At 47.8% G+C, this 3488-nt stretch carries 2 protein-coding genes, 1 tRNA gene and 1 pseudogene; 3 read left to right on the top strand and 1 reads right to left on the bottom strand.

The genetic code is table 11. The features are described from left to right. Together ACKOVI_RS06535 and ACKOVI_RS06530 are read left to right on the top strand one after the other, a co-directional pair. Positions 1-618, top strand: a pseudogene (locus ACKOVI_RS06535) (hypothetical protein); the annotation flags it as partial. Between the two features lie 175 nt (positions 619-793). Next, positions 794-1714, top strand: a complete 921-nt coding sequence (locus tag ACKOVI_RS06530; RefSeq protein ID WP_509603275.1) for a TerC family protein — start codon at positions 794-796, stop codon at positions 1712-1714. A 7-nt stretch (positions 1715-1721) separates the two neighbouring features. Here the strand turns inward: ACKOVI_RS06530 and ACKOVI_RS06525 are convergent. Then, positions 1722-1796, bottom strand: a tRNA-Thr gene (locus tag ACKOVI_RS06525). A 142-nt stretch (positions 1797-1938) separates the two neighbouring features. Between ACKOVI_RS06525 and ACKOVI_RS06520 the strand changes: the two genes are divergently transcribed. Beyond that, on the top strand, positions 1939-3488 hold a 1550-nt coding region (locus ACKOVI_RS06520; RefSeq protein ID WP_509603274.1), incomplete at its 3' end, for a glycoside hydrolase family 2 TIM barrel-domain containing protein.

The following is a 3488-nucleotide window of genomic DNA, read 5'->3' as shown; positions in this document are numbered from 1 at the left end:
CTCGCGGATGCGGCTGATGCAATCGACAAAATGCTGGGCGCCGCCGTCGCGCAGGTCGTCGCGGTCCACACTGGTGATCAAGGGGCGGATTTGAATCAAGAGAAGTGTTTTAAATCGGGTGATATCAGTGGAGTTGTGACCACAAATGCCACTGCTTACACATCCGGTGCCCCGGTTTTCAATAAAGAGTCCCAAAGTTTGGATTATCAAGTTGCTTCGCCACATTATGCTCCGGATGGGCGAGTCAATGTCGGAAATTACAATCTACAAATTAATTCTAAAGTTGCACGGTGTCTATATGGATTCACGAGTGCACCGATTAGCGCAACAGTCTCAGTCATTTCAAGCAATGGTGAAAATCAGGTAGCGACAACAACTTTGAAAGAAAAGGATGGCTGGATCTATCTCTCAGCTGCCGGTTTTACTTATTCAAGTCCAACCGTTCGAGTGAAACTCACCCAAGAGGCTCCCGCCGTGAAGCCAATAGTGGAAACACCTTCAGCCTCTCCTAGTCCTTCGATAGCTCCTAAGAAGACGGTAACTTGCGTTAAAGGTGCTTCCACTAAACGCATTGCCGCCTCGAATCCGAAGTGCCCCGCTGGTTATAAGAAAAAATAGCGCGTCAAGTTGCGCCGGAAATACTTTTCCCTCATGATTGCGCCATCAAGGGGAGTATTCCCAACGCTAGGTGTCGTCAATACGTTGCGAAAGCAGCCGGTGCCTAGGTCGAAATTATTCGGCGGAAGAGACCTTGTGTAAACGCTCTTTGGAGCCATACACAAGGGAGTCCCGAATGAACGTCACCACATATGCATGGGTAGCGCTGCTGGCTTTCGTCGGCGTAATGCTTGTTATTGATCTTTTTCTCCATCGCGATCATCAAGTAATCACCTTTAAAGAAGCTGCTTTCTGGTCTTCTATCTGGGTTGCTTGCGGCCTGGCAGTGGGCGGAGTCATTTGGTACTTCAGCGGTAGCGACTTCGCGCTGCAGTACTACAGCGGTTATTTCATTGAGAAATCACTCGCCATCGATAACGTCTTTGTATGGGGATTGCTCTTTAGTGCGCTAGCTGTGCCTCAACGATTCCAACACCGAGTCCTGTTCCTTGGTGTTGTGGGTGCACTTGTCATGCGTGGAGTGCTCATATTGATGGGTGCTGCACTCATTAAAGAAGCAAGCTGGACTCTCTACATCTTCGGTGCTTTCTTGATTTACACAGGTGCCAAAATGTACTTCGGTCGTGATGAGCACTTCGATCTGAACGACTCAAAGTTCTATCGTCTACTCAAGCGCAAATTGCGCCTAACTCCAGATTTCCACGAACAGAAGTTCATAGTGCGCATCAACGGACTTCGCTACTTCACACCATTATTTCTAGTTCTAGTAATGGTCGAATTTATGGATCTTGTCTTTGCAGTTGACTCGATCCCTGCAATCTTTGCCGTGACAGAAGAGCCATTCTTGGTCTTTGCAAGTAACGCACTGGCAATTCTTGGATTGAGATCGATGTATTTCTTAATTGCAAACTTGATGGATAAGTTTGTTTATCTTAAGGAAGGTCTCTCAGTGATTCTTGTCTGGGTGGGAATCAAAATGATCGTCAGCCACGCATTCTTCAAGATTCCATCATTGGTTTCATTGGGCATCATCGTCGGTGTTATGGCGATTGCGATTATTGCGAGTATGAGGAAGAAAGACGACGTAAGCGCCTAGAAAAGTATGGAGCCCCCTATCCGATTTGAACGGATGACCTGCTCATTACAAGTGAGCTGCTCTACCACTGAGCTAAGGAGGCGTACTGCTGTGGAACGGCGTAATTATGGCAGTTAATCTCGAATTCTAAAAATCGCGATTTCACCGCATAAAAATAGCCCCTTTTCGAGATTCGCTGCCGTTTTTCCTATCGCTATGAGTGCGTACATGGGAAGATTCCTTACATGTTGCCTAACTACTGGACTAGCCCTGAGACCACAGCAATCAACCGCCTACCAATGCTCAACATCGAGCATTACGAGAAGTTATCTCTCGACGGAACATGGCGCTTCCAATTGCTACGCAAGCCAACCGATCCAGTGCGCAAGCGTTGGTCAAAGATTCCTGTTCCAGGACTCTGGACGATGCAACCTGAGAGCGATGTCTTCTTCGATAAGCCGATTTACACCAATGTGCAGATGCCATTCGACCATTCACCACCGAATGTTCCTGAAGAGAACCCAACAGGTATCTACGAGCGCGACTTTGAAATCCCAGGATCATGGGAAGGCAAGCGCGTGGTCTTACACCTCGGCGGTTACGAATCAGTGGCACTTATCTGGGTCAATGGTGATGTTGTAGGTCTGACAAAAGATTCTCGCCTTGCTGCTGAATTCGATATTACAAAGTTCCTGAAGGGTGGCAAGAACACTCTTCGTATTGATGTCACAAAGTGGTCTGATGCAACATACATTGAAGATCAAGATCAGTGGTGGCATGGAGGCATTACTCGCTCTGTAAAGTTATATGCGACTAACGATGTCTACATTGAACGTCTCTACACAACTGCTGGATTGAAAGCAGATAACTCAACTGGAACTTTGAAAGTTGAGGCATACATTGGATCTGTAGGAGACAAGCCAACTGCTGGATACACACTTCGTGCTCGAATCGAAGAACTTCCAAAGGTCAAGAGCGCATCAGTCAGTGGAACTCTCTCAACCGTTGTTCCACCAATCTGGACTGAAATCCCTGAGGATCTTCGCAACGCAAGTCGTGACTTCTTTGTGGCAGAACATTGGGATGGAAAGTTCCCGAAGACTGTTACTGATGCACTTGCTCAAATCGAGCCACCTACTCCGGGTCGCATTCTCTTTGAGACAGAGATTCCTAAGGTCTCTCCATGGTCTGCTGAAAACCCTGTTTTATACACACTTGCGCTCGAATTAGTTGATCCGGCAGGCAACGTAGTTCAGATCTCTAGCCAGCGCATCGGTTTCCGCAGCGTAGTCATTAAGGGCCGCGACTTCCTCGTTAACGGTCAGCCGGTTATTTTCTACGGCGTCAATCGCCACGACTTCAACCGCTTCACCGGTCGCGCATTGACTCGTGATGACATGCGTCAAGATTTGCTTGAACTCAAGCGCTGGAACTTCAACGCAGTTCGCACATCTCACTACCCTAATGATGCAGCGTTCCTCGATCTCTGCGACGAACTCGGCTTCTATGTTGTCGGTGAAGCAAATATCGAATCACATGCTTTCTATGACTCAATCTGTAATGACCCACGTTACCTCGGCGCATTTGTTGAACGCGTAGGTCGCATGATTGAACGCGATATCCACCACCCATCTGCAGTCATGTGGTCGCTTGGTAATGAATCCGGTAAAGGTCTTAACCATGAAGCTGCTGCAGCATATGCACGCAAGATGGATCCAACCCGTCCATTGCATTATGAAGGTGCGATTCGCGGTTCCTGGATGGGTGGACATTCACTAACAGATGTCATCTGTCC

It is taken from the genome of Candidatus Planktophila sp. (assembly GCF_046070465.1).
Taxonomy (GTDB): Bacteria; Actinomycetota; Actinomycetes; order Nanopelagicales; family Nanopelagicaceae; genus Planktophila.
Note: the sequence above shows the minus strand (reverse complement) of the source record. Positions and strands in the feature narration are given on the sequence as shown.